This is a genomic window from Marivita sp. (genome assembly GCF_020055635.1).
Lineage (GTDB): Bacteria > Pseudomonadota > Alphaproteobacteria > Rhodobacterales > Rhodobacteraceae > Marivita.
Map to the genome: position 1 here is coordinate 1 of NZ_JAIPUT010000060.1, position 20,042 is coordinate 20,042.

Here is a 20,042-nt window from a genome sequence, read left to right on the forward strand (position 1 = left end):
GCGGCGATCGAAATTGTCGGCAAATACCCCCGCCAGCAGCGACAGGATCATGATCGGAAGGGTGACGGAGGATTGCACAAGCGCCACCATGCTTTGCGAGTCGCTCAGCGATGTCATCATCCATGCTGCGCCGACCGCTTGCACAAGCCCCCCGAAATTCGAGGCAAGCGCGGCAATCCAGAGCGTGCGGAACGTCTGGTTTCGAAACAGAAATAATGTGGACGTGCTTTGCGGCACCAATCGCCCCTTCCAGACCTGGAACATCCGCGGCGTGATACCGACATCTAAGTCTCGCGCGCGGCAAGGGTCAATGATCGGTGCGGCGCAGGAAATGAAATGGGGCAGGTGGGTTAGGCCGCAAACAGAGGCAGGGACTGGCAAGAGCCGAAGTTTGCGCCATCTTGAAAGGAAAGGGCGATGCGGTTTGAGCCGCATCGCCTAAAGTGATTTTTTTCAATAACTTGCTGAAATATCTATTCGTCGCTGTCGTGAACGAAACTTTGACGCAAAATCTGTCGGCTGGTCGGATGGACCACGATCAGAACTTCGCTGCCATCCTGGTCATAGGCCGCCAGCGTGTTTTTCGCTTCATCCACCATCTGGATATCCCTGAAACCAGCCTTGATCAGCTTTGCAGCCATGGCATCGAAATATTGGTTCGGCATTTCTCCGGTTACCTTGGCAGATGCACTCACTGCGCACAGCAGAGCGACCCCGGTCAAAGCAGCTGTGAAATATGTCATGATGAGTTTCCTTCGGAAAAAATGTTCAGTGCCGGGCCCGTCATCGGGCCTTGTCTCATATTGTCGTAGATGCGCTCTGCGCGATGTGAACGGGTTCACAGGTCTACTGGAAAAAAACATCATGGCAGATCTCGAGATGTTCCATCCCGGATGATCACACAGGCCCGCGCCGGACTGCCCTCTTCATGGCAGGTTCGGGACGGGAACTTACAATGGGGCTTCGGATACCACCGGGGGCAGCCGGACAAACGGCTTCAGCGTCGGATGATGGCCGAAACCAGGGTCTGAACCAACGCGATGGTGCCCGAGATCGGTTGCAACTGGCTGGCCGTGTCGGTGCCGACCAACAGGGCGACCTCGGCATAGGTCGCAAGTGGGCTGTCCGCGCTGTCGGTCAGCGTCACGATCCGGCGACCGGACACATGGGCATCCAGCACCACATCGACGACTGGCTGCGAATAGGGTGGGAATGCAATCGCGAACAGGGCATCCTCGGAACCGATGGTCGCGATCTGCGGTCCGGCCATCCCACCCGCGAAATCCAGAAGGGAACAGGCGCGTTCCCCCCGGATCAGCCCATAGTGAAAGTAATCCGCGATCGGTCGCGACCGCCGCAGGCCCGCGACATAGATGTGTCGCGCCATCCGCAGGATGTGTATCGCGCGGTTCAGGGCGTCGATATCGCAGTCTTGTTCAAGCCGCTGCACGGCTTCCCGATGGGCTGCGATGGAGGCATCGAGAAGCGCGCGCGCATCAGGGGCCGGGGCGGCTTCGTCACGTTCAAGGACCTTGTTGCGAACGTTTGCCTGCCCCTCGATCAGCCGCTGGCGAAAGACCCGCTGCAAGTCTGAAAAGCCCGGATATCCGAATTCCTTGGCAAAGCGAATAAGTGTGGAGGGCTGGATGCCCAGCTCGCCAGCAATCACTGGCGTGGTGTTCAGTGCAAAGCCGTTCGGTTCCTCAAGAGACGCGCGTGCGATGCGTTGCAGATGCGGGCTCAGGTCAGGGAAACGGTCCCGGATTCGCTGCCGCAATGCGTCGAATGTCTCGGGTGGCGTCATTTCGGAACGCGTGTTTTTTTCTGTCATGCCAAGCGTATAGCATGCCTTTTTGTCTAGCGAAAATATTTTCGTTGACACAAATAGAAAATATTTTCAATCATTGTGACATGGCGTTCAATGTCCCCTGAGGAGGGGGGTCGAAAGCCGGTTTTGCCCACCAGCGTCGGGCTTGTCCAAGGGAGGATGATCATGTCCAATTCGAAATTCACTCGCCGGGGTCTTCTGGGGTCTGCCGCAGCCGCTGGTGGAGTGGTCGCAGTTTACGGCCCATGGAAACACAACCGCGTCCATGCGCAGGCCAGCGACCGGCCAATCCGCATCGGCATCACTTCGGACGCCAGTGGCCAATACGCCAATTCCGGTGCTTCTGATCGGCGCGGGATGCTCATGGCCATCGCGGAAGCTAACGCCGAAGGAGGCGTCCTCGGTCGCAAGATCGAACATGTCCACATCGACACCGAGACCATACCCGCCACGGGCAGCCGCGTTGCCGAGCGCCTGATCAACCGTGAGGAATGTGGCTTTCTGATCGGCGCGGTCAGCTCCGGAGTCGCAAACGCGATTAGCCAGGTCGCTCAGCGCTATGGCGTGATCTACCTGAACACCAACTCGTCCTCACCCACCGAGAGCGGCGAGAACTGCCACCGCGTCAAATTTGTCTGGGACGGGAACGGCGCGAATTTCTCCAAGGCTGCGATCCGCAACTCGTTGGACGCCTATGGCGGCAACGTGATGATGGTGACCAATGATTATGTCTGGGGCCATGACACGGCGCGGGCCACCAAAGCCTTGGTCGAGCAATATGGCGGCACGATCATGGATGAAATCCTGGTGCCGCAAGGAACCCGTGATTTCTCGGCAGCGCTTCTAAAGCTTCAGCAAGCGGGGCCGAACGTCGTGGCGGCTGCTGTTGGTGGCGACGACCAGATTGCCCTGCGCCAACAGGTCGCCCAGCTTGGCATGGGAGACAAGATGGCCTGGATCAACAATCAACAGGACTGGCCGGATGTCTACGGCTTGCCCGCTGACAACCTGTTCGGCGTGTTCGGAACGACCTGGTATCACGGGTTGGACTTGCCGGGTGTGCAGGACTTCGTGGCGCGGTATCAGGCGATGTACCCGGACACCTCGATGAAGGTTCCGGGCAATGTGTTCTACAACGGCTACATGGCAACACGCGAATTGCTTGCTGCGATTGAACGCGCCGGGACGACGAACAACATCGCGGTGATCAAGGAGCTTGAAGGCCATGTCATGTCGGCCGAAAGCCGGATGCAGCATCATGATGCCATGATCGATCCGAACACCCACCAGGTGCAGCAGACGATCTATCTGGCAACCGCCAACCCCGAGCCCAGGGACAGCGACGACATGTATCGCATCCTAACGCAGTCGGCGCCCGAAGACGTGCGCGACGAGGCAAGCCTGGGGGCGTGTCAGCTGGAAAGCTACGACGACACCCCGACCTTTGACGCCTGAAGCACCGACGTCACACGCGGCCGGGTCAGCCTGCCTCCCAGACCCGACCCGGCCGCGCCTGTGTTACCCTGCCTACGGCGGGGATTTAGAGGACAGACATGTTCGAGCTTGTTCCGCATATCATCAATGGCTTGACCCTTGGGCTTCTATTCGCGCTGATCGCGCTTGGTTTTACATTGATCGTCGGCGTGATGGAGGTGATCAACCTCGCCCATGGCGCGATGTTCGCGCTTGGCGCCTATTTTGCCATGACAACGATCGGCGGCGGCTGGTTTGGAGGCACGGAGTTCGGCCAATGGTGGCTGACCCTGCCCATCGGCACGCGTTATGCCATAGGTGTGATTGTCGGACCTTTGATGGCGGCGGGTGCGGGGATGATCCTTGAGCTGTGCCTGCGTCCGACCTACGGCAAGGCTCCGCTTTATGGCTTGCTGCTGACCTTCGGTGCGGCGCTGGTCATCGAGGAGATCATCCGCCTGAGCTGGGGCACCGGCGAGCAGAGCCTGCCCGTACCGCAGGCCATCAACGGCGCTTTCTTCATGGGCGGTTTGATCTTTTCGAAATACAAGTTCTTCGCGGCCGGATTTGCCATCATCGCCATTTTCGGCGTCTGGGCCTTTCTTGAGAAAACACCCTATGGCGCGATTATCAAGGCCGGTGCCCATGACAGCGAAATGGTCCGAGCGCTTGGCTATGACCTGTCGAAACTGCGCCTTTTGGTCTTTGGTTTCGGCGCGGCGCTGGCAGGGCTTGCGGGCACCGTCATGGCGCCAATCTGGGGTCTGCGCCCCCATATCGGGATCGATGTGATCATCCCGGCCTTTCTCATAATCGTCGTCGGCGGTGTCGGCAGCTTCTGGGGCGCGGTGATCGCCGCCGTTCTGGTCGGGTTGTCGGTGGGCATAACCGGGGCCTATGCGCCTGCCTGGTCGATGCTGTCCATGTATCTGCTCTTGATTGCCATCGTTGGCTTTCGTGCCCGCGGGCTCCTGGGCCGCAAATCCGCGCTGGAGAACTGAGCCATGCCCATGATCACCCTCAGCGATATCCCCGCGCGCGGCGGATCGCCCTTCACCCCAGCGATGGGCGTCTTTCTTCTGGCGCTGTCCACGGCCCCGTTCTGGCTGCCTGCGGTGGGACTGTACCAATATCTCGGGATCGAGGTGGCGATCTGGTTGATCTTCGCCCTCGGGTTCAACCTGCTCTTTGGCTACATCGGTCTGCACTCCTTCGGGCATGGCGCCTATCTGGGCATCGGGGCCTATGCTTTCGGGCTGTTTCAGCAGGAGATCGCGGTCAGTCTCTGGGGCGGGCTGCTGGCCGCCATCTCTGCCGCGACCATCGCGGGCGGCATAGTCGCCGCCTTCATCTCGCACCGGCGCGGCATCTACTACGCGCTGATGACCATCGCTTTCGGCCAGATCTTCTGGTTCTGCGCGATCAAGCTGCATGGGGTCACCGGAGGGGAGGACGGGCTCCTGGGCATCCCGCGCCCTGACTTTGTGCTGGGGCCAATCCGCTTCAGCCTTGCGGACAACACGTCGCTCTACTGGTTCTCGGCCGTGCTGCTTGCGCTTGTGGCGATTGGCCTCTGGCGGCTCGTCAACGCGCCTTTCGGCCGGGTTCTGCAGGCAATCCGCCAGAATGAGACCCGCGCGCGGTTCGTGGGCTATGATGTCTGGCGCATAAAATGGCTGACCTTCACGCTTTCAGCGGCCTTCGCCGGCTTGGCAGGGGGGCTTTTCTCGATGGCGCAGGAAAGCGCTTATCCAGACGTGATGAGCCTGCACCAGTCCGGCCTGATCGTGATGATGATCCTCGTTGGCGGTGGCCTCGTCAGTTTCTGGGGCCCGGTTCTGGGTGTGATCCTCTACTTCGTCGCCCGCGATGTGATTGGCGGCATCACCGAGACCTGGCTGCTTTGGTTCGGGCTGATGTTCGTGATCATGGTGATGAGCCGCCCCGAAGGTATTGCGGGTCTGATTCATGTGGCCCGCACCCGGCTGGGCCATGCTCCGGCGGGCCGCTCCGCACCCAAACCGACGGAGGTGTAGGCATGGCCCTTTTCGAAGCTCAAAACCTGCGCAAACGCTTTGGCGCGCGCGTCGTTCTGGAAAACATAAGCCTGTCGATCGAAGACGGCACGGTGCACGGGATCATGGGGCCGAACGGTGCGGGCAAGACCACGTGCTTCCACGTGCTGACCGGCCATCACGCGCCCGATGCGGGCAGGATCACCTTTGCAGGGCGGGACATAACAGGCAAGAAACCGCACCAGATCGCGCGGATGGGAATTTCGCGGTCCTTTCAGATCATGAACCTGTTCGACGACACAGTGGTGATCGAAAACGTGATCCTGGCCTTGCCCGAGTTTCGCAGCAGCGGCCTGAATCCGATCCGCGACGTTTTCGGCAACACCGCGCTGATCGACCGCGCGCTTGCTGTCTTGGATCAGGTCGGACTCGCGCATCGTGCCTGGGAGAAGGCCGCAGCCTTGCCCTATGGCGAACGCCGTGCGCTGGAGATTGCCGTGGCGCTTGCACCAGAGCCGCGCATCGTCTTTCTCGATGAGCCGACAAGCGGGCTGGGCACAGACGCCACGCGGGCGCTGGCCGATCTGATCCGCGACCTGCGCAACCGCTACACGATTTGTCTGATCGAGCACGACATGCGGTTCCTGTTCGACCTCGCTGACCGCATTTCCGTCATCCACTGGGGGCAGGTCATCGACGAAAACACGCCCGCGAATTTGCGGGCGAACAAGTGGGTGGCGCGCTCCGCCTTGGGGGAGGTCGCCTGATGTTGCATGTCGATCATATCGAAACGTTCTACGGTGAAACGCAGGCGCTCTTCGGCACCACGCTGAAAGTTGCGCCGGGTGAAGTTGTCTCGCTTCTGGGGCCGAACGGTGCAGGCAAGACCACCACCCTGCGCTCTATCCTCGGTCTCTCGCAGCCCCGTGCCGGGCGGGTCCAGTTCGAAGGAGCGGATATCACCCACATGCCGACACACAAGATTTCCCGGCTTGGCATCGGCTGGGTGCCCGATGACCGGCGGGTTTTTCCGTCCCTGACAGGGCGGCGCAATCTCGCGCTTGGAACACGGCGTACCAGGTTCAGGCGTTGGTCGCAGAACGAGATGATCGAGGTCTTCCCGGCGCTGGAGCATCTGCTCGGGCGCGAGTGCGAGAACATGTCGGGGGGCGAGTTGCAGATGGTCGCGATCTCCCGCGCGCTGCTGGGTTCGCCGGGATTGATCCTGTTCGACGAGCCCAGCCAGGGTCTCGCGCCCAAGATCGTGCAGGACGTGATGCGCACCGTGCTGCGACTCAAGGACGAAGGCATTGCCTGCCTGATCGTCGAACAGCACGCTCTGGCGGCGCTGGAAGTGTCCGACCGGGTCTACGTGATGGACCGGGGCCGGATCATCCACGAAGGCGCGGCACAAGAGCTTTTGGACAACGCACCGCTGCGGCGGCGGCTGGTAGGGATGTAAGCGGATGACTGCAATGCTGGACGTCACAAACCTTGAAAAGGTTTATACAAAGAGCCGGTTCGATCGCACGCCAACCTTTCGATTGACTGCGGATTTCACCGTCGAAAATCCAGGGATCGTCGGCATGATGGGGCCGAACGGGTCAGGCAAGACGACCCTGTTCGAGCTGATCACAGGATCGAACGCACCGACGGCTGGCGAAGTCACGGTCGCGGGGCGCAACATTCACAAGGTGCGCACGGATCAACGGGATCGGCTGGCGATCCATTACCACCAGTCCTATCAGGTTCGCCATTTCCGCTCTTTCAAGCCCAACGCGTTGATGGAACCCGCGGGGTCGGACTACCCGGTGCTGCACCTCTTCGATGAGCCGCAATTCAACACGCAGGACGGATATATCGGCTTCATGCTCGATTTCTTCCGCCGCCTGCGCGACCAGGGACGGCTGGTGTTCCTGTGCGTACACCCCAATGAGCGGTTCCACCTCGAGATCGTCGAGGAGATCTGCGAGAGTTTCATCTTCGTCAACAAGGGCAGTGTGACGCCGCTGCCGGATTATGCCGCGATGCTGGCGCATGAGCCGGCCCGCGCTTACCTGGGCGATTTGTTGACAGAGCGTGCGGCATGAGCGGGGCGTTCCGCAAGGCGGCCTATGCCACGCCGGTGTCGCGGACGGCGGTTGCGGCAGACTTTCCCGGCTTTTCCTTCGGTGTGTTCCGCGACCCGCCGGGGCAGGTCTGGGCCGACTTCACCCATGACACAGATGAATTCGTCGTCGTGGCCGAAGGCGCAGTTCAGATCGAGGTTGCAGGAGAGATGGCGGATTGTGGCGCCGGTGATCTGGTGCTGATCCCTGCGCAAACGTCGCATACCCTGCGCACATCGCCGGACGCAGGAAGCGTGTGGTATTATGGGTATGGCCATTTCGGGGGTCACCATGGCTGAGCCGCTGCGTATTGCTTTGGTGGGCTGTGGCCTCATCAGCCTCTATCACCTGCGCGCCTGGCAGGCGGCGGGTGCCGAAATCGTGGCGCTGTGCGACACGGACCGCACCAAGGCCGAGGCGCGCGGGGCCGAGTTCGGTGTGGAACGCATCCACACCGACGCAGCCGAGATGTTTGCTCAAGGGGGGATCGACGCCGTGGATATCGCGGCCTCGGTCGGTGCGCATGCGCCGGTTGCCCGGATGGCTGCAGATCACGGCGTGCACATCATGTGCCAGAAGCCCCTCACTGAAACCGTGGCCGAGGCCGAAGACCTGATCGCCTATGTGGGGGATCGTGTGCGCTTCATCGTGCATGAAAACTACCGCTTCCGTCCGCATTACGTGACGGTTCGGCGCTGGATCGACGCGGGTCGGATCGGGGCTGTTCGCCACGCACAGATCTCCTGCCGTGGCTCTGGCCTCTGCCCGCGCGAGGGCGATGTGCCCTTCCTGATTGAAAGACAACCCTATCTGACCGGGTTCCGCCGCAACCTCGTGTTCGAGACGATGATCCATCATCTCGACGTGTTGCGGTGTCTCTGTGGCCCCTTGAGAGTTGTTTCGGCACGCCTGAACCGGTTGGCTGACGGGTTGCCGGGCGAGGATACCGCCGCGATCCTCATGGAAGGGCCGGACGGCTTCATCGCCACTGCCGATGGCTGCCTCGTTGCGCCCGGCTATCCGCCGCTGCATGGCGACCGGCTTGAGGTGATCGGCACCACCGGGACAATCGTGATGGAACTGAACCGCATCTACCAGGTCGGCCAGGAAGACGCGGCTGAAGAGGTCGATCTGCTCGGCCGCTACCAAGAGTGTTTCGACACCGTCATGACGGGCTTTGTTCAAAGCCTGTCCGACGGCACAAAATTCGAGACCGATCGTCTGAACAATTTGGAAACCCTGCGCCTGATGGAAAGTGTCTATCGGGCTGCAGGTGTGGAGGTCTGATCCATGAACCGGCAAGCCAGCCTGACACCAGCAATTGACCCAGATCGGATCGACCACCTTTTTGACATCAAGGGCCTGCGGGCCTTCTTGCCGGGTGGCTACGGCGCGATTGGAGAGGCAATCTCTGCCGCGATGGCCCGACATGGTGCGCATGTGGTGATCGCGGGGCCCTCTGCCGACAAGGCAAAAGCGCTGGCCGCACGGATCACGGCGGCGGACGGGACGGCGCATGGGCTTTCGCTGGATGCCCGCAGCGTTGCCGACATCACCCGCGCCACTGCGCAGGCCGTGGGCCTGATGGGGGGCATCGACGTTCTGGTGAACTGTGTCGGCATCCAGCGCGAACAGTCGCTGATGGAGGTGACAGAGGACACCTTTGACGAGGTCTACGAAACCAACCTCAAATCGGCGATGTTTCTAGCTCAAACCGTGGCGCGCGATCAGATCGAGCGTGGCGCGGGCGGGCGGCACATCCACCTTCTGTCCGTGCGCTCGCAACTTGCACTGCGGGGGCGGGGCTATTCGGCCTATTGCGCGACCAAAGGCGGTCTGGCGATGCTGGTCAAGCAACACGCGATGGAACTGGCGCCGCATGGCATCACCGTCAACGGCGTTGCGCCCACCTTCATCCAGTCTGACCGAATTCGCCCGCATCTGGACAAGCCCGAGTTTCGTGACTTCATTCTCGACCGCAACCCCTTGGGCCGCATCGGCGACCCGCTGGAAGTCGCGGGGCAGGTCATCGCCTTCGCCGCGCCTGCGGGCAGCTACATGACCGGGCAGATCGTCTATATAGATGGCGGGGTGACGGCCTCGCAATGACGCGCAAATTTCGATCAGCCCGCTGGTGCATGCCGGATGATCTGTGCGACCTCGGGCCTCGCTCCCGGCTCGTCCAGTCCGTCGAAGATTGGGGGGCCATCGTGCGCCACGGGATGCAGGCCGATCGACGCTGTGATTTCGATTTTTCAAGACCGGGTTCGGCGCGGCGGTGCGTGTGCTGAAATCCTCTGAACAACAGGTGAAGATATGACCCAGACACTACCGAAACTCCTGATCGGGGGCGAATTCCGCGACCATGGTGGCGCCGAGGCCGTGCCGGTGGTCAACCCGTGCAATGGCGAGACACTCTGGACCCAGCCGGCCTGCGACGACATCACTGTCGCCGAAGCGCTGGAGCATGCGCGCGCCGCGCAGGCCAGATGGAGCAAGGTCCACGGGTGGGAGCGTGGCCGGATCCTGCGCAATGTCGCAACCGAGATGCGGGCGCGCACCGATGCCATCGCATTGGCCCTGTCGCTTGAGATCGGTCGTCCGATCAGCCAATCGGCGGGCGAGGTGGGCGCCGCGATCGAACAGTTCGAGTGGTTCGCAGGCGAAGCGGAACGCCTCTTCGGCGACACCATCCCGTCGCGGCAAGGCGGCAGACTTCTGACCGAGCCGGAACCGGTCGGCATCTGCGCCGCCTTCACGGCGTGGAACTTCCCCGTGAACCTGCCGGTCCGAAAGATCGCGCCGGCGCTCGCGGCGGGGTGTGTCATCCTCGTGCGGCCGTCCGAACAGGTGCCTCTGACCTCGACCCTTATCGCCGAGGCCTGCGTCGCGGGCGGCGTGCCCGAGGGCGTTGTCCAACTGCTTATGGGGCGCGCCGAGGAGATCTCTCCCACCATCATGGCGGCGGACGAGGTGCGCAAGATCTCCCTGACCGGCTCTACCCGGGTTGGTCAAATGCTGATGACAGAAGCGGCGAAGACCATGAAGCGCTGCTCCATGGAATTGGGTGGCCACTCGCCCGTCGTGGTTTGCGCGGATTCCGATGTGGAGGCCGCTGCCGTGCAATGCGCCGCCTTCAAGTTCCGCAATGCCGGACAAGTCTGCATCGCGCCCAACCGGTTCTATGTGGAGGACAGCGTGACCGAGCGCTTCTTGTCCACCATGAAGGCCGAGGCCGAGGCGTTGGTGATGGGCGACAGCCAAGACGCGGCAACCTCCATGGGGCCGCTGACGCTGGCGTCCGGCCGCGACAAGATCGAGCGTCTGATCCATGATGCCGTGGAGCACGGCGCGCGTCTGGTCACCGGCGGCAAGCGGCCCGAAGGGCGCAATAGCGGCTATTTCCATGAGCCGACGATCATGGCCGATGTGCCGGATGACGCTGCGATCATGTCCGAAGAACCGTTCGGCCCGGTCGCTGCCGTCGCCACGTTCAGCGATATGGATGATGCCATCGCGCGTGCCAATTCCACGCCATACGGTCTGGCTGCCTATGCATTCACCGGCAGCCACGCCAAGGCTGAGGCGCTTTCCAAGGGACTCCATGCCGGTATGGTCGGAGTGAATACGTTCATGGTGGCCCATGCCGAGGCTCCCTTTGGTGGCGTCGATCATTCGGGCATGGGCCGCGAAGGTGGGCGCGAGGCGATCCGCGATTACCAGAACACGAAGCTGACGCACATGATGGCGGTGTAGCCGGAGGATTCGATCCGACACTTGGCAAAGGGTATGCCAAAGCGGCCCGCAGGGCATTGGTTGACGATATAGAACGGGCCTATCGCCGTGTCCGTCACGTCAGAATTGCGAAGACAAGGAGGACCAGAAGCGGGACGGCGACACCCGTGAACCTCCAGCGGATGAGCATGCCTTCCATCTCTGTGGCCCTTTCCCGAAGGACCGATGCGGCTTTCCTTCGATCGGGCCGAAGCGGAGGCAGATCGGGGAGCGTCATGGTTCGAGGCTGCCATCGCCCCAAAAGCTGAAGCAGATCGCCGGGTGGCAGTTGCGGCAGCTGCCAACGCAGCAGCACCGCAGAGGCGGCAAGAGCTATCGCAACCGGCCAGAGTCCGTCGATCAGACTATCCCATTTCAGCATGTAGGACGGCTCGTGCCCGGTCCAATCGCTCCACAAGAGCCAGGGAGTCACGAAGGCGGCCAGGGCCAGTGCAGCGGGGAGCGAGACCTGGAAGGCCCAGATCCCCGTTCCGTCGGAACTTTTCACGTCCCAAAGACGCGACAGGAACCACAGGAGGATCAGGCCCGTCGCAACGGAGCTTAGGCTCAGGGCCAGGGTTGTCATATCCGTCAATCCGTCCTTGACGCCGGCCTTCGCCAGCGCGCCGCCAGTCAGTGGAAATCCGGCAACCGAGGCCGAAACCACAGCTGCGAGGACAAGAGACAGGATGCGTTGACCGGAACTGCGCGCCGCCATCATGACGCCGACAAGCAGGAAGAGGGCGCCCTTGGCGAGACCGTGATGCAGGGCGAAATAGGGCACGGTCTCGCGTGCCGCACCTCCGGCTCCGACCGCCATCACCATCAGCCCCATCTGACTGATCGTCGAATAGGCAAGCACGGCCTTGGGGTTTGCCTGAGTGAGTCCCCAGAGCGCCGCGCCGAAGGCCCCGGTCAGTCCGAGGATCATGAGGGTGAGGCCGAACGCGCCATCCGGCAGGAACAGCAGCAGCCCGAAAAGCCCTGCTTTCACGATGGCACCGGACAGCACCGCAGACCCCGGCACCGGTGCGGCGGGATGTGCAAGCGGCAGCCAGACATGCAGGGGCACCAGCCCCGCCTTGATTCCGAAGCCGATGACAAGCAGCGCGATTGCCACGGTGTTCAAGGGTTTGTCTCCAAACGCCATCCGGATTTCGTCGATCGCCATGCTTTGCGCCGCATGGGCGCCGATGATCAGCCCAAGAAGGAGTGCCACCTCGCCCAGTAACGCGATGACGATGTAGACGCGCGCGGCATGCAGGGCCTTCTCCGAGCGGTCATGTACGATCAGGAACCACGAGGCGAGCGAAACAGCGGCGAAAGCGACATAGAACGTTGCAACATCAAGCGCCATGAAGACACCGAGATTGCCCGCCAGGACAAGGCACCAGAAACCGGAGAACATCGTGGCATGCGGCTTGCCCGCCATCGGTTGCGCCGCCAGGCCTGCAACGGCCCACAGCGCGGAGGTCATGCCCAGTAGCAGGCGTCGTGCCTCGTCGAGATCGAGAGTGACCCCCAGCAGCAAATCGGGTGCGGTTGTCACTCCCTGCCCGCCCATGATCGCCAGCCACAGGGCCGGCAAAGGCGCGAGCGGCAGAAGCCGCACGGCGAAGCGCCGCATTGCCGGGAGCGCCGTCAGAGCGCCGAGCAGGAGCGGCCAGGTGAGCGCCACCATCGGCAAGATGGGTCCGGTCCAGAGGGTCATTGCAGGTAGTCCCGTTCTGCGATCAACGTGGCCCAACCCAGCGGACTGATCTCGGAGGCGGCGAGCAGTCCGGCCAAGAGCGCGGCAAGTGCGGCGGCGACGGTCGGCGCAACCAGCGCCGGGGCGGTCTCGTCTGCCTCGACGTCCGGTGCAGCCTCGCAGTACCAAAGCCGGTAGAGAAGCGGCAGAAAATACGCCGCATTGAGGAGGGTCGATGCGCCAAGAACCCACAACACCCAGGCCGCGTCGGCCTGCAATCCACCGATGCCCAGATAGATCTTGCTGACGAAGCCCGCGATGGGCGGCAATCCGATCATCCCCAACGCGCCGAGCGAGAAACAGGTCGAGGTCCAGGGCATTCGCCATCCCAGCCCGTTCAGCCCCTCGATGGAGCGGACGCCGGCCCGTTCGTCATAGATGCCGGCGCAGAAGAAAAGCGTGATCTTCATCAGACCCTGATGGACCAGATGCGCAAGCCCGCCGACGACCGCAAACGGACTGGCAAGCGCGGCACCAAGAAGGATGTAGCTGACCTGGCTGATGGTGGAATAGGCGAGACGTTTCTTGATTTCCGTCTGCTGTAGCGCCCGGAGCGATCCCCAGATGATGGTGACCGAGGCCAGGGCGGCGAGCGGCACGCCAACCCCCAGTTCCTCGACGCGGTCCACCCCGAACACGTCATAGACGACGCGGATCACGCCGAAGGCACCGGCCTTGACCACGGCAACAGCATGCAGAAGCGCGGACACCGGCGCGGGTGCGACCATCGCCGCGGGCAGCCAACCATGAAGCGGGACAATCGCGGCCTTCATCCCAACCCCGATGATGAAGAGGGCAAAGATCACCCTCAGGCTCACCGGATCGACACCCGAGAGGTCCGGCGGATCGGTAAAGAGGATCGGGCCGGTGCTGCTTTCCAGCCAGACGATCGCGACAAGCAGGACAGTGCTGCAGGGCAAAGCATAGGACAGGTAGCTTCGCGCGGCCTTCAGCGACGCGGCATTCTGCTTGTGTGCGACAAGCGGCCAGGTGCTGAGCGTGAGCAGTTCGAAGAACATGAAAAACGAGATCAGCGAGCCTGACAGCGCGATCCCGGTCGTGGCAAAGACGCAAAGGCTGAAGAATCCAAAGAACCGGGACTGCTCGGCCTTTTTCCCGAAATAGGCGATGGCGTAGATCGTTGTCAGAAGCCAGAGCGACGCGGAGAGCGACACAAACAGAAGTGCCAGCGCGTCGATGCGCAAGAGCAGCACAAGACCGGGGGCGAGGGCAATGTCGGTTTCGTAGGAGGCACCGCCCGCGACCGCAAAGAGCATCACGACGATCAAACCCACTTTCATGAGCGCGCCGCCGAGGTTCAGCGCGTTGCGCAGCCGGTAGCTTTCCTGCGCCAGAAAGAAGGTGATCGCAGCCGGAACAAGCGATGTCAGCAGGATGAGGATGGGCAGAAGTCCTGTCATAGGCCTGCCTCTGCGGTCTGCGGACGCCCGATCGCCAAGGTCTCGAACGGCCCTGACGAGGCGATGCCAAGGATGATCGCCGCGCCCGCGAGGGCAAGCGGAACCGCCTGCTGCGCGCGCGAGGGCAGTCTGAATGCCGACAGGTCCGCGCGCCTGAAGACCATCGCCATCGGCCGGTAGAGATAGGCCGCCGCCAGAAGTCCGCCGCAGGCCATGACCAGCGCCCAGACCCATTGCCCGGCCGCGAAAGCGGAGGTCATGACGAGATACTTCGCCGTGAAGCCCCCCGAAGGTGGCAGCCCCACGATGGTGATCGAAGACAGGGCAAAGGCGAAGGCCGTCATCGGCATCGCCGTTGCCAGGCCTTCCATCTCGTCCAGGCAATCGCTGCCCCGGACCTTCATCCATTGCCCGACGGCAAGAAACATCGCGGCCTTGGCCAAGCCATGGCTCAAAGCCAGAAAGACCGCGCCATTCCACGCGCCAGCCGCCCAGGGCTGGTCTTCTGACCCGCCTCCGGCAAGCGGGAAGACGAGAAACAGATAGCCGATCTGCGCGACGGTTGAATAGGCGACGATCAGCTTGACCCGCGACTGAACGAGTGCCGCAAGACTGCCCCACAGGACCGCGGCGGCCCCGAATGTCGCCACAAGCGTGAGGGCCGCATCGGTGGCCTGATCGGGCATGACATCGAACCAGAGCCGCAGCAGGATCACGTAGGATGCCTTGGGAACCAGGGCCGACAGCATGGCCGAGGCCGGAGCGGGCGCGCCTCCATGGGCGGGCGGCAGCCAGACATGGAACGGAAAGAGCGCGGTTTTCGACATCAAGCCCACGGTCATGAGAGCGAGGGCCAAGCCATCTGTTTCAGCCGGTTCCCGGCCGACAAGAACCCCGATGTCGAGCGCGCCATGCGCACCATAGACAAGGACCACGCCGGCCAGGTAGAGAAGCGACCCCGCCAGCGCGAAGATCATGTAGCGTATCGCCGCCGCCAAAGCCTCTGGCTTGCCTTCGATGGCCACAAGCCCGATGGCGGCGAGACTCAGAAGTTCGATCCCGACATAAAGGTTGAAAAGATCCCTCGACAGAAAAACCGCGTTCAGCGCGGCCCACAAAAGCAGCATGAGCGGCCAGAAGCCGAAGGCGATGCGGGGACCTTTCGTGTCACCCGCCAGCATGTGTCGCGCGGTCAGGGCGGCGGCGGTCATGACGAGTGCCGTCATGACAATCATCGCGATGGACAGACCGTCCGCTTCGAGCACGATGCCGACCGGGGGTTCCCAGCTTCCGACCGCCAGCCTTGGCATCCCCTGCGAGATGACAGATGCCGCCAATGCGACGGCAGCAGCCAATGTCGTGACGATGGCGACCCATGCCGCAATGCGTCCTGACCGGCCCGGCAGAGCCACCGCCGAAAGCGCACCGATGAGGGGCGCCACAAGAACTGCGACAAGCGCGCTCACGCTTCCCCGTCTTCCTCGGGAAGCGTCGGACGTCCCGATGCCCTCGCATGGGCGACGACCAGCCCGATGGCAAGCGCACTTGCCGAAAGGGCCACGACGATCCCGGTGATGATGAGCGCCTGCGGGATGGGGTCTGAGGCCCCGCTCCGGGCACCCGCGGCACCAAGAAAGACGAACAGGCCCGAGCCGATCAGGTTGAAGGCAACGACCCGGCGCAAGAGATGCTGCGCCGAGATCAGCCCGAAAAAGCCGATGCCGACAAGTGCTGCGCCTGTGAGCGCGTAGAGTGTCGGGCCGGTCATTCGCGGTGCCCTTGTTCCGGCGGGCCGATGACCAGGAAGGCGAGCGTCACCGCGATGGAGGCCACCAGCGCGATTTCGATCACGAAGATCGCGGAACCGGCAATCGGTTCGGGCAGGGTCAGAAAGCCCGCTCCCAGAATTGCCCCGACGATACCGGCGATAAGAAACACCAATGGACCGGCGACAAGACCCATGCGCCAGACAATCTGTGTGACGCGCGGCGGGCGGAGCAGGCCCGCGAGCGCCGCGACCAACCCGACTGCTGCGAGCACGGTGCCGCCCTGGAAGGCGCCGCCGGGACGGTCCGCACCGACATAGACAAGATAGACACCCACGAGCACGCCCACCGGCGGCAACAGCCGGCCGAAGTTCGCCATCACGCCGCCTGGGCGTACATGTTGTGGCAGGCCGAACCGGTCATGCCAGTCCTCGTCTCTTGCCAGCATCCAGACCCCGATCAGTGCGGCAAGCAGAACGATGCTTTCAAGAAGCGTGTCCCACGCGCGGAAATTGAGAAGGACAGCCGTCACCGGGTTCTCGATCCCGGCGCGGGGCAGAGCGGTGGCAAGATCGGGTGCCGGACGCTCCGGCACAGGCAGGGCGAACCACGCCCAAGCCAGAGCGCCTGTCAGCCCCGCACAAGCAAGTGCGGCGGGCAGGAGGGCACGAATACCGGCTGCCGGGGGTTCGGCCTCGGCCCCGATGCGCGAAAGCTTGCCGAAGGCCGAAAGGAACAGCACGCCGGTCAGACCGGCCCCGATTGCTGCTTCGGCAAGCGCCACATCGACGGCGTCAAGCCGGACCCAGGCCACCGACAGCAGAAGGCCGTAGACGATGAAGAAAACGATCGCCCGGAACACTCCGCCCCCAAGGACCGTCGCCAGCGCAACCGCGAGGATGAGGGCGCATAGCGTGAGGTCGAGAACCAGGGTCATCGACCGTCCCGTTCGCGCAGCGCATCGCGAGCGATGAGTTGCGACATCGTTCCTGCCGCAAGAAGCATCAAGCCCCAGATCAGGAACAGAAGTGCGACGAGTCTCCAGCTTTCCGCCTGAAACGCGATGCCAAGCGCGATGAAGCCCAGACCGAGATTGTCTGCCTTGGTCAGCGCATGAAGCCGGCTGAAGACATCGGGAAAACGCAGAAAACCGACCGAGCCCGCCACGAAAAAGAAGAGCCCGATACTGGTAAACGCGTAAGTCGCAAGATCATTCACTGGAGACTCCATTCGCCGAGGGCGTCGCGGCGAGGTCCTCATCCTCTTCCGGGTCGCCGCCACCATCCGCGCTCACCGCCTTCACGAAACCGACCGCAGCGAGCGCCCCGAAAAGCGCCAGGATGAGCGCAACATCGAGTGCGGCCCACCCTTCGAGCGGTGCAAGCACAACAAGAACCGCGACGCCGGACGTCCCGGCGAGTTGCGCGCCCATCATCCGGTCCGCACGCCCGGGACCGTGCCAGACCCGCAACAGCGCAGCGCTAAGGCTCGCCAGCACGCCGACGGCCACGCATGTCAGCCAAGTCATCACGGGCCAACTTCCTTGCCGGTCCCGAGGATCATCGCCGCGATCGCCGCCTCTTCGCGAGGGATGGCGTTCTCGAACCCCGCATCGGTGTCGAGCAGATGAACAAGCAGACGGTCGCCCCGCACCCCCGCAGCCAGCGTTCCCGGCATCAGCGAAAGCTCTGCGCCCAAGGCCACACGCCCACCATCCGGCAAGCGTACCGGAACCTCGACCCAGCCCGGCAAAAGCGGCATGCCTGGAGATATGGCGCGCCGCGCCACGTCAACCCCGCCTTGCAGCGACCCACCCACAAAAGACGGAAAATGCCGCAAAAACCGCCAGAGAACCAGGCGATCGCGGCCGGGCAAGAGACGCAGGCTAAGCCAGGTCGCCGCTGGCACCGCGAACGCGCCGACGGCAAGAGCCTTTGCATCCGTCCCGCTCAAGACGATCCAAACCGCGCTGGTGAAAAGCAGCCGATGAAAGAGCGTTGTCCAGGCCTGTCTATCCATAATGAAAACACTCTCCATCACGGTCGCCCGTGCCGGTACACAGGCCGAGGTGTTCCGCTGCGCCGCATCTGTCCTTGTCACCATCGTGCATACTGTCACGCGACCAAGGTTCAGACAGCGAAGCGCCCCGGTCAATCGATCAGGCGACACATCAGAAACCCGGATGGTCTCGCAGTGTTCCAAACCTTTTTTCATTCTTGCGTGCGGGTGCAGCCGCGACGGTCACGTCATGATACACATAGCGATGCGGCAACTCGGTCCGGCAGGGAAACTCACGGCCTGTCGTCCTGCTGAGGCACATCGACATCTCGAAGGGCCGCACAATCGGGAACTGAGTGAAATGGCTGCGCCCGGCAAAATTGCTTGAACTGCAGGCCCCGTCAGGCGACACCTGCGCGATGTAGCAGGCCCAGTGGGGACTGCTGGCTTAAATACGTAACTGTTTTTGGGGACACATCATTCACGTCGCGTTGCTCAATAGTCAAAGTGGACCAGCAGGAACGTTGGCAGTGCTTTTTGCCGGGATGATTTTTGCATCAATACTGGTCGTGGCTCTGCACCTGGCAGGGTACGACGCTGTTGCCGCAGTAAGGGACCAAAGCCTGAGTGAAGGCCCGGAAGCAGGACTCTTAAGCAATCTGGGTATCTTGCTCATGGGATTTTCGGCGGCAACGGCCGGTTTTGGTGCCTGGAAGGCGTCAAGCCTGCCGCTTGCCTTTCTAAGCGTGTTTTGCTGTCTCTTCACGATTGACGATGCATTCCTGATCCACGAAAGGCTCGGGTTTTGGGAATTTCTGGCCTTCGCTTTGTATGGCCTTCTGGCTTTCATTGTGTTGTTTCTGTTCTGGAAAACGGCGGATTTCTTTCCGTGGCCTGTGCTCGTCGCGTTTGGCGCGTTTGCAGTCTCGGTGGCGATTGACGTGGTCTGGGGTGATCTTGTGATCTTCATACTGCCGCCCAGCCAAACCCAGTATTTCCTGTGGAGAGCCGGCTTCATCCTTGAGGACTTGCCGAAGTTTGGTGGAATTCTGGTATTGGCGAGCTTTGCTATGGGTGAATCTCTGCTCAACCCAGCCTTCGAAAAAGAGCGATAACTCTGCCCCGCCGGGTCGATCGCGTGCGGTTCAAATGCCCCGCAGCATCTCGCTACAGGCCGAACCACGTCGCGTGTTGGACTTTGGTGTAGAACTTGAACGCCGGGCCAATAAAGCTGCCTAAACCTCTTTTTTGGAAGGGTCAGGGACCACTCCCTCGACCTTGTCCACGCGGGTTTCATCCCAATTGGGATCCTGCCGCTTGATCCGGCGAGATACGAAATAACTTGCAGGCCAGCTTAACAAGAAGCCGACTGCGGCCGCGCCGCCAATGGCAAGCCAAGAGTACCAGCCGACAGACATGACAGCGATCACGAGCACGCCCGTGACAGTTGCGCCCACGATGAGGGTCAGAATGATACTGAGACGGTCCATAGTAAATCCTCGCTTGCGTTTCATGGAAACGTTTGAAGCAGGGATGTCGTTCCAACGCGTCGTCCAAGCCGTTGGGTATGACCGTTTCATTCCGGACTGAAGCGGATATGTGGCCGGCTGGCATCGGGCGATCTGCTGACATGCGCAGCAACCCGGAACACGTCTCGCAGAATGGCCTTTGTGAGCACCGCGTCAGGCGTGCCGCAGGCGCGAACGGACCCGGCTTCCAGCACCACGATCCGGTCACAGAACATGGCGGCAAGGTTCAGATCGTGCAGGGCGATGACGCTGGTCAGATCCAGATCGCGCACCATACGCAGGATCTCGATCTGGTGATGAATGTCGAGATGGTTGGTCGGCTCGTCCAGAAACATCACCTGGGGTGTCTGCGCCAGCGCCCGCGCGATATGCACACGTTG

24 protein-coding genes are annotated in these 20,042 nt (G+C 62.2%); 11 read left to right on the plus strand and 13 right to left on the minus strand.

All coding sequences use genetic code 11. The annotated features are described in order from the left end of the window. The 3 genes from LCF60_RS19790 to LCF60_RS19800 all read right to left on the minus strand — a co-directional run. Positions 1-237: MFS transporter (locus LCF60_RS19790; protein ID WP_292294247.1), on the minus strand; the 237-nt coding region annotated here is incomplete at its 3' end. Positions 238-473: 236 nt separating this feature from the next. Further along, the gene (locus LCF60_RS19795; protein WP_292294249.1) at positions 474-743 is read right to left on the minus strand and encodes a hypothetical protein; all 270 of its coding nucleotides are present in this window, start codon (positions 741-743) and stop codon (positions 474-476) included. A 254-nt stretch (positions 744-997) separates the two neighbouring features. Beyond that, positions 998-1,831: a MurR/RpiR family transcriptional regulator gene (locus tag LCF60_RS19800; protein ID WP_292294251.1), complete on the minus strand. Its 834-nt coding sequence runs from the start codon at positions 1,829-1,831 to the stop codon at positions 998-1,000. A 162-nt stretch (positions 1,832-1,993) separates the two neighbouring features. Here LCF60_RS19800 and LCF60_RS19805 point away from each other — a divergent pair, with 162 nt between their 5' ends. From LCF60_RS19805 to LCF60_RS19850, 10 genes are all read left to right on the plus strand, one after another. After that, the gene (locus LCF60_RS19805; protein ID WP_292294253.1) at positions 1,994-3,283 is read left to right on the plus strand and encodes an ABC transporter substrate-binding protein; all 1,290 of its coding nucleotides are present in this window, start codon (positions 1,994-1,996) and stop codon (positions 3,281-3,283) included. Positions 3,284-3,381: 98 nt separating this feature from the next. Next, a complete protein-coding gene (locus tag LCF60_RS19810; protein ID WP_292294254.1) occupies positions 3,382-4,302 on the plus strand; it encodes a branched-chain amino acid ABC transporter permease in 921 nt (306 codons plus the stop codon). Positions 4,303-4,305: 3 nt separating this feature from the next. Then, a complete protein-coding gene (locus LCF60_RS19815; RefSeq protein ID WP_292294256.1) occupies positions 4,306-5,337 on the plus strand; it encodes a branched-chain amino acid ABC transporter permease in 1,032 nt (343 codons plus the stop codon). A 2-nt stretch (positions 5,338-5,339) separates the two neighbouring features. Continuing rightward, complete coding sequence (locus LCF60_RS19820; RefSeq protein ID WP_292294258.1) at positions 5,340-6,083, plus strand: ABC transporter ATP-binding protein; 744 nt, start codon at positions 5,340-5,342, stop codon at positions 6,081-6,083. Next, complete coding sequence (locus tag LCF60_RS19825; protein WP_292294260.1) at positions 6,083-6,778, plus strand: ABC transporter ATP-binding protein; 696 nt, start codon at positions 6,083-6,085, stop codon at positions 6,776-6,778. Before LCF60_RS19820 ends, LCF60_RS19825 begins: the two co-directional genes overlap by 1 nt. A 13-nt stretch (positions 6,779-6,791) precedes the next feature. Next, positions 6,792-7,406, plus strand: coding sequence for an ATP-binding cassette domain-containing protein (locus tag LCF60_RS19830; protein WP_292294262.1), 615 nt, complete (start codon positions 6,792-6,794; stop codon positions 7,404-7,406). Then, positions 7,403-7,723 carry a cupin domain-containing protein gene (locus tag LCF60_RS19835; protein WP_292294264.1) on the plus strand — a complete coding sequence of 107 codons (321 nt, stop codon included), beginning with the start codon at positions 7,403-7,405 and terminating at the stop codon, positions 7,721-7,723. Before LCF60_RS19830 ends, LCF60_RS19835 begins: the two co-directional genes overlap by 4 nt. Beyond that, the gene (locus LCF60_RS19840; protein WP_292294265.1) at positions 7,716-8,711 is read left to right on the plus strand and encodes a Gfo/Idh/MocA family oxidoreductase; all 996 of its coding nucleotides are present in this window, start codon (positions 7,716-7,718) and stop codon (positions 8,709-8,711) included. Before LCF60_RS19835 ends, LCF60_RS19840 begins: the two co-directional genes overlap by 8 nt. 3 nt (positions 8,712-8,714) lie before the next feature. Continuing rightward, positions 8,715-9,533, plus strand: a complete 819-nt coding sequence (locus LCF60_RS19845; RefSeq protein ID WP_292294267.1) for an SDR family oxidoreductase — start codon at positions 8,715-8,717, stop codon at positions 9,531-9,533. Between the two features lie 207 nt (positions 9,534-9,740). After that, the gene (locus LCF60_RS19850; RefSeq protein WP_292294269.1) at positions 9,741-11,180 is read left to right on the plus strand and encodes an NAD-dependent succinate-semialdehyde dehydrogenase; all 1,440 of its coding nucleotides are present in this window, start codon (positions 9,741-9,743) and stop codon (positions 11,178-11,180) included. Between the two features lie 94 nt (positions 11,181-11,274). Here LCF60_RS19850 and LCF60_RS19855 read toward each other — a convergent pair whose 3' ends face one another. Genes LCF60_RS19855 through LCF60_RS19890 form a run of 8 tightly spaced genes read right to left on the minus strand, consistent with a single transcriptional unit; the run spans position 11,275 to position 18,154 of the window. Beyond that, entirely contained in the window at positions 11,275-12,909 is a 1,635-nt protein-coding gene (locus LCF60_RS19855; protein ID WP_292294271.1) for a complex I subunit 5 family protein, read from the minus strand. Beyond that, positions 12,906-14,369 carry a proton-conducting transporter membrane subunit gene (locus LCF60_RS19860; RefSeq protein WP_292294274.1) on the minus strand — a complete coding sequence of 488 codons (1,464 nt, stop codon included), beginning with the start codon at positions 14,367-14,369 and terminating at the stop codon, positions 12,906-12,908. The genes LCF60_RS19855 and LCF60_RS19860 overlap by 4 nt, the downstream gene beginning before the upstream one ends. Further along, on the minus strand, positions 14,366-15,835 hold the full coding sequence (locus LCF60_RS19865) for a proton-conducting transporter membrane subunit (RefSeq protein ID WP_292294276.1): 1,470 nt from the start codon (positions 15,833-15,835) through the stop codon (positions 14,366-14,368). The genes LCF60_RS19860 and LCF60_RS19865 overlap by 4 nt, the downstream gene beginning before the upstream one ends. Beyond that, positions 15,832-16,137, minus strand: coding sequence for an NADH-quinone oxidoreductase subunit K (locus LCF60_RS19870; RefSeq protein WP_292294278.1), 306 nt, complete (start codon positions 16,135-16,137; stop codon positions 15,832-15,834). Before LCF60_RS19870 ends, LCF60_RS19865 begins: the two co-directional genes overlap by 4 nt. Next, the gene (locus tag LCF60_RS19875; RefSeq protein WP_292294280.1) at positions 16,134-17,072 is read right to left on the minus strand and encodes a hydrogenase subunit MbhD domain-containing protein; all 939 of its coding nucleotides are present in this window, start codon (positions 17,070-17,072) and stop codon (positions 16,134-16,136) included. The genes LCF60_RS19870 and LCF60_RS19875 overlap by 4 nt, the downstream gene beginning before the upstream one ends. After that, positions 17,069-17,353 carry a monovalent cation/H(+) antiporter subunit G gene (locus LCF60_RS19880; RefSeq protein WP_292294282.1) on the minus strand — a complete coding sequence of 95 codons (285 nt, stop codon included), beginning with the start codon at positions 17,351-17,353 and terminating at the stop codon, positions 17,069-17,071. Before LCF60_RS19880 ends, LCF60_RS19875 begins: the two co-directional genes overlap by 4 nt. Next, positions 17,346-17,663, minus strand: a complete 318-nt coding sequence (locus LCF60_RS19885; RefSeq protein ID WP_292294284.1) for a monovalent cation/H+ antiporter complex subunit F — start codon at positions 17,661-17,663, stop codon at positions 17,346-17,348. Before LCF60_RS19885 ends, LCF60_RS19880 begins: the two co-directional genes overlap by 8 nt. Beyond that, positions 17,663-18,154 (minus strand): Na+/H+ antiporter subunit E, encoded by a 492-nt coding sequence (locus tag LCF60_RS19890; protein ID WP_292294286.1) that lies wholly within the window; start codon positions 18,152-18,154, stop codon positions 17,663-17,665. The genes LCF60_RS19885 and LCF60_RS19890 overlap by 1 nt, the downstream gene beginning before the upstream one ends. Positions 18,155-18,657: 503 nt before the next feature. Between LCF60_RS19890 and LCF60_RS19895 the strand changes: the two genes are divergently transcribed. Further along, positions 18,658-19,248, plus strand: a complete 591-nt coding sequence (locus LCF60_RS19895; protein ID WP_292294287.1) for a hypothetical protein — start codon at positions 18,658-18,660, stop codon at positions 19,246-19,248. Positions 19,249-19,368: 120 nt separating this feature from the next. On the opposite strand, the gene LCF60_RS19900 is transcribed toward LCF60_RS19895, so the two are convergent. Beyond that, positions 19,369-19,623 (minus strand): hypothetical protein, encoded by a 255-nt coding sequence (locus LCF60_RS19900; protein WP_292294288.1) that lies wholly within the window; start codon positions 19,621-19,623, stop codon positions 19,369-19,371. 86 nt (positions 19,624-19,709) lie between these two features. After that, the coding region (locus LCF60_RS19905) for an ABC transporter ATP-binding protein (protein WP_292294289.1) at positions 19,710-20,042 on the minus strand (333 nt) is incomplete at its 5' end.